We start from the raw sequence: 5,525 nt of genomic DNA, 5'->3' as shown, positions 1-5,525 counted from the left end.
GATGGACGCCTGGTTTGCGGGCTTTCAGCCGACCATCACGGCCGTCACGTGGATTGGCTACGACACCCCACGCAATCTGGGCAGCCGCGAGACGGGCGGGGGCCTCAGCCTGCCGGTATGGATTCGCTTCATGGAACGCGCGCTTAAGGGCGTTCCCGTGGCGGAATTGCCCGTACCCGCCGGGGTCGTGAACGTGGGGGGCGAGTGGTTCTATGAGGAATATGCGCGCAATGCAGGGGTCACCCGTGTCGGCCCCGAGGGGCAATCGGCGTCGCCCGCCGCCGCGCCACCATCCGAAGAACGAAACCGGATCCTCGAATTGTTCCGCAACTGAGCGGTCTGCCGCCCACGCCCGGTCTCGGCCCGCGCGGCGATTCGCTCAGGCAGCAAACTCCAATGGCAGTCCGGATTGTCGGGATGCATCACGGCTCAGGCATGCGAAAAACTCCCCTGCCCCCTTGCTGTCCTGCCACGCATTGCCGTCGAAGCGGTAGTGATAGCCTCCCGAGCGGGCGGCCATCCAGACTTCGTGCAGCGGTTTTTGCAGATTCACCACGATCTGGCTGCGATCCGGAAAGGTCAGGGTCAGCATGCCGCCCGAGCGCTGGCTGTCCACATCGGCGTCCGAGGTTTCGTTGATGCGATCGCAACAGCGCTCGACGGCAAGAAGCAGTTTTTCGGCGCGGTCCATGAATTCGAGGTCGGTCATTACAATTTACGCATGCTGAGAGTTTCCCCGATTCTAGTCAGGACGCTTGCCCTTGCTGCCAGTGCGGCGATCCTTCCCGGTTGCGGTCAACGCGGTCCGTTGTATCTCCCTGCCACGCCGGCGCAAACGCTTGCCTCCGGCAGCGACGCCGATGCGGCAAAAGCACCCACATCGGCGGCACCCGGTCGGTGATAGCAAGCCGGGTGGCCGGCTGCAAGGTGGTGCTGCTGGTCGCCGATTGGCATTGGCCGAATCCCCCCGCTTGAGTCGCTGACGAGCCCGGCGGGCAAGTCGGTGATCCCATCGGGCCCGGACACGGGCCGGGGGCGTGCCATGCACGCCACGCCACGCCACGCCACGGCACAGCGACTGCATGGCTCATGTCATGCGGCCCTTGCATCCGCAAGGGCGCACCCATCCCGGGCGCATATGGGAAGGCCCCGACCATTCGGTACGGGGCCTCTGGCATGCGAACAGGCCGGTGTCGTAACCGGCCCCGAGCCTGTAGCGCGGCTTTACTTGGCTGCGGAAGATCCGGTCGCCGCAGCGTCTGCGGGGGCTTCGGAGGCCGCAGGAGCGGCAGGCTCCGCAGGGGCAGGTTCTGCTGCAGGAGCCGGAGCGGCGGGCTCCGCTGCGGGAGCAGCAGGCTCTGCTGCGGGAGCCGGAGCTTCCACGGGAGCAGGAGCCGGCTCTTCCTTTTTGTCACAAGCAGCGGTCAGTGCAGCAGCAACCAGAGCGGCCAGAACGAGAGAGGTTTTCATTTCGATTTCCTATTGGGACAGACAGAATCTTGGAAAGCCACGGCAACAAGCTTCTGCAAGCCGGATGCGCGTTGACCAGTGCACCTTGGATCGGAGCAACCGCCCGCTATTATATTGCCAAGTGTATCGAGTGGCCGATTTTCAAAAAACCAGGTCCGGGGCGGGGACTTTCAGGCTTTGCCCCGGTTGACCGGGCCGCTCAAGCCTGAGCCCGGGGGGACGGTCGGTTGGGCGGCCCTGCGGCTGTCCACGCGATCGATGCAAGCCGTGCCCAACCCGTGCCAAGCGGCGGTGGGCACCGGGCAGACACGGCGATTTTGGCAATGCGTTCAAGCGCAACGCGGCGTGATGATCGCTCCGCCCTTCTTTGTCGTCGTCACCTGGGCGCACGCCGCGATCGGCCAACCGCTCGACGACGATGGCGCAAATTTTGAAATCCGCTTCACCCGAGGAGCGCTTGCGCAGCGGCTGCAGTGCATAATCGCCGCTGCAATTCAAAAGGCAAAACAGGTCACGGTCCGGCGCGACAACACCCCGCCCATGTCCCTGGCCTCGAGTTCCAAGCCGGCTCCACAAGGGCGCGTGCGAGGAGCACCCAAGGTTTTTCGTCAGAGAAATTCACAAAGGTTGATCATGGAAATCTCCAAGGCAGAACTCGACTCGGCAGTTGCTGCCGCACAAGGCAAGCGCTCCCCCGCTGACGGCGACCTCCCGGAGGACCTGATGGGCGCTGAAATCCTCGTCAAGGCGCTGCAGGCCGAGGGCGTCCGGTACATCTGGGGCTACCCCGGTGGCGCGGTCCTCTACATCTACGACGCGCTCTACAAGCAAGACAGCATCGAGCATGTGCTGGTGCGCCATGAGCAGGCCGCGGTGCATGCCGCCGACGGCTATTCCCGTGCCACGGGCGAAGTCGGCGTCGCGCTTGTCACGTCGGGCCCCGGGCTGACGAATGCAGTCACCGGCATCGCCACGGCGTACATGGACAGCATTCCCATGGTGATCATCTCCGGCCAGGTGCCCACGCCCGCCATTGGGCTCGACGCCTTCCAGGAATGCGACACCGTCGGCATCACGCGCCCCATCGTCAAGCACAACTTCCTCGTCAAGGACCCGCGCGATCTGGCCCTGGTGATGAAGAAGGCTTTTCACATTGCCCGCACCGGCCGCCCCGGCCCCGTGGTGGTGGACGTTCCGAAGGATGTCTCTTTCAAGAAAGCGGTCTACAAAGGCTATCCGCAAACCGTGGAAATGCGCTCGTACAACCCGGTGCGCAAAGGCCATGCTGGCCAGATCCGCAAGGCACTGCACCTGCTGCTCGCGGCCCGACGCCCCTATATCTACACCGGCGGCGGCGTGCTGCTGGGCAACGCTGCGCACGAGCTGCGCACGCTGGTCGACCTGCTTGGCTACCCGGTCACCAACACGCTGATGGGCCTGGGCGCCTACCCCGCGTCGGAGCGCAAGTTCCTGGGCATGCTGGGCATGCACGGAACGATCGAGGCGAACAATGCCATGCAGCACTGCGACGTGCTGCTCGCCGTGGGCGCCCGATTCGACGACCGCGTGATCGGCAACCCCAAGCATTTCGCGCAGAACGACCGCAAGATCATTCATGTGGATATCGATCCGTCGAGCATTTCCAAGCGCGTGAAGGTCGACATCCCGATCGTCGGCGACGTGAAGGACGTTCTCACCGAACTCATCGCCATGGTCCGCGAAAGCAGCACCCGCCCCGACGCCGGCGCGCTGGCGGCATGGTGGGAGACCATCGAGGGCTGGCGCAGGCGCGACTGCCTCAAGTACGACATGGGCAGCCCCGAGGTCATCAAGCCCCAGTACGTGGTCGAAACGCTGTGGAAGATGACCCGGGACGCGGACGTCTACGTCACGTCCGACGTGGGCCAGCACCAAATGTGGGCCGCGCAGTACTACCGCTTCGACGCACCGCGCCGCTGGATCAACTCCGGCGGCCTGGGCACCATGGGCGTGGGCATTCCCTACGCCATGGGCGTCAAGCTGGCCCGGCCCGCGTCCGAAGTGTTCTGCATCACCGGCGAAGGTTCGGTGCAGATGAACATCCAGGAACTCTCGACCTGCCTGCAGTACAACACGCCGATCAAAATCTGCTCGCTGAACAACCGCTACCTGGGCATGGTGCGCCAATGGCAAGAGATCGAGTACTCCGGCCGCTACAGCCACAGCTACATGGACGCGCTTCCCGACTTCGTGAAACTGGCCGAGGCCTACGGCCATGTGGGCCTGCTCATCGAGCGCCCCGAGGACGTGGAACCCGCATTGCGCGAGGCCCGCAAGCTCAAGGAACGCACGGTGTTCATGGACTTTCGCACCGACCCTACAGAGAACGTGTTCCCGATGGTGCAGGCCGGCAAGGGCATTACCGAAATGCTGCTCGGGTCGGAAGACCTCTGAGCCGAAGCCGGCCCGAGCGGCCAGCAAATTTTGACGAATCTATTGCCTGCCAAGCCCGTGCATTACCGTGCACGGGGGAGGGCAGCGAAAAGAGGAATCCGAGACCATGAAACACATCATTGCCGTCCTGCTCGAAAACGAACCCGGCGCGCTGTCGCGCGTCGTGGGCCTGTTCTCTGCCCGCGGCTACAACATCGAATCGCTCACCGTGGCGCCCACCGAGGACGCATCGCTGTCGCGCATGACCATACAGACCACGGGCTCCGACGATGTCATCGAGCAGATCACCAAGCACCTGAACCGCCTCATCGAAGTGGTCAAGGTGGTGGACCTCACCGAAGGCGCCTACACCGAGCGCGAGCTCATGTTGGTGAAGGTGCGCGCGGTGGGCAAGGAGCGCGAGGAGATGAAGCGCATGGCCGACATCTTCCGCGGCCGCATCATCGACGTGACCGAAAAAAGCTACACGATCGAGCTCACGGGCGACCAGGCCAAGAACGACGCCTTCCTGCAGGCCATGGACCGTAGCGCCATCCTGGAGACCATCCGCACCGGCGCCAGCGGCATCGGCCGCGGCGAGCGCATTCTGCGCGTGTAACACAATCCCCCGTTCCTCATCCAACCCCGACAACGCATTTCAACCGGAGCAACCCATGAGAGTTTTCTACGACAAAGACTGTGACCTGAGCCTGATCAAGGGCAAGACCGTCGCCATCATCGGCTACGGCTCGCAGGGCCACGCGCATGCACAAAACCTGAACGACAGCGGCGTCAAAGTCGTGGTCGGCCTGCGCAAGGGGGGCGCCTCGTGGGACAAGGTGGGCAAGGCCGGCCTGACCGTGATGGAGGTCAACGACGCGGTGCGGGCCGCCGACGTGGCCATGATCCTGTTGCCCGACGAGCAAATCGCCGAGGTCTACCGCAACAACGTGGCGCCGCACATCCGGCAGGGCGCCTCCCTGGCCTTCGCCCATGGTTTCAACGTGCACTACAACCAGGTCGTTCCCCGCGCCGATCTGGACGTGTGGATGGTCGCACCCAAGGCCCCTGGCCACACCGTGCGCAGCACCTACACCCAGGGCGGCGGCGTGCCGCATCTGGTGGCGGTGCACCAGGACCAATCCGGCAAGGCACGCGAGCTGGCCCTGAGCTACGCCATGGCCAACGGCGGCGGCAAGGCCGGGATCATCGAGACCAACTTCAAGGAGGAAACCGAGACGGACCTGTTCGGCGAGCAGACCGTGCTGTGCGGTGGCGCCGTCGAGCTGATCAAAATGGGCTACGAAACCCTGGTCGAGGCGGGCTACGCTCCCGAGATGGCCTACTTCGAATGCCTGCACGAGCTCAAGCTCATCGTCGATCTGATCTACGAAGGCGGCATTGCCAACATGAACTACTCGATCTCGAACAACGCCGAGTACGGCGAGTACGTGACCGGCCCCGAAGTCATCAACGAGCAGTCGCGCGCCGCCATGCGCAATGCCCTCAAGCGCATCCAGAACGGCGACTACGCCAAGATGTTCATCGAGGAAGGCCGCCTGAACTACCCGAGCATGACGGCACGCCGGCGCAACACCGCCGAGCACAGCATCGAAGTGGTGGGCGCCCAGCTGCGCGCCATG

Annotated in this window: 5 protein-coding genes and 1 pseudogene; 5 read left to right on the top strand and 1 reads right to left on the bottom strand. The window is 64.1% G+C overall.

Annotation, left to right across the window (positions count from 1 at the left end; translation table 11 throughout):
- Window positions 1-334, top strand: a pseudogene (locus VTU_RS0100285) (penicillin-binding protein); the annotation flags it as partial.
- 45 nt (window positions 335-379) lie between these two features.
- On the opposite strand, the gene cyaY reads toward VTU_RS0100285, so the two are convergent.
- Entirely contained in the window at window positions 380-709 is a 330-nt protein-coding gene (gene cyaY, locus VTU_RS0100280) for an iron donor protein CyaY (protein ID WP_010099705.1), read from the bottom strand.
- 12 nt (window positions 710-721) lie between these two features.
- On the opposite strand from cyaY, the gene lptM reads away from it, so the two are divergent.
- The 4 genes from lptM to ilvC form a co-directional block, all read left to right on the top strand.
- Complete coding sequence (gene lptM, locus VTU_RS35645; RefSeq protein ID WP_081479668.1) at window positions 722-901, top strand: LPS translocon maturation chaperone LptM; 180 nt, start codon at window positions 722-724, stop codon at window positions 899-901.
- Between the two features lie 1,202 nt (window positions 902-2,103).
- Window positions 2,104-3,903 (top strand): acetolactate synthase 3 catalytic subunit, encoded by a 1,800-nt coding sequence (locus VTU_RS0100275; RefSeq protein ID WP_010099704.1) that lies wholly within the window; start codon window positions 2,104-2,106, stop codon window positions 3,901-3,903.
- Between the two features lie 106 nt (window positions 3,904-4,009).
- Window positions 4,010-4,501, top strand: a complete 492-nt coding sequence (gene ilvN, locus VTU_RS0100270; protein ID WP_010099703.1) for an acetolactate synthase small subunit — start codon at window positions 4,010-4,012, stop codon at window positions 4,499-4,501.
- 55 nt (window positions 4,502-4,556) lie between these two features.
- Window positions 4,557-5,525, top strand: a 969-nt coding sequence (ilvC, locus tag VTU_RS0100265; protein WP_010099702.1) for a ketol-acid reductoisomerase, incomplete at its 3' end; no start/stop codon positions are given.

The sequence above is a fragment of the Verminephrobacter aporrectodeae subsp. tuberculatae At4 genome, assembly GCF_000193225.1.
Classification (GTDB): domain Bacteria; phylum Pseudomonadota; class Gammaproteobacteria; order Burkholderiales; family Burkholderiaceae_C; genus Acidovorax; species Acidovorax aporrectodeae.
Note: the sequence above shows the minus strand (reverse complement) of the source record. Positions and strands in the feature narration are given on the sequence as shown.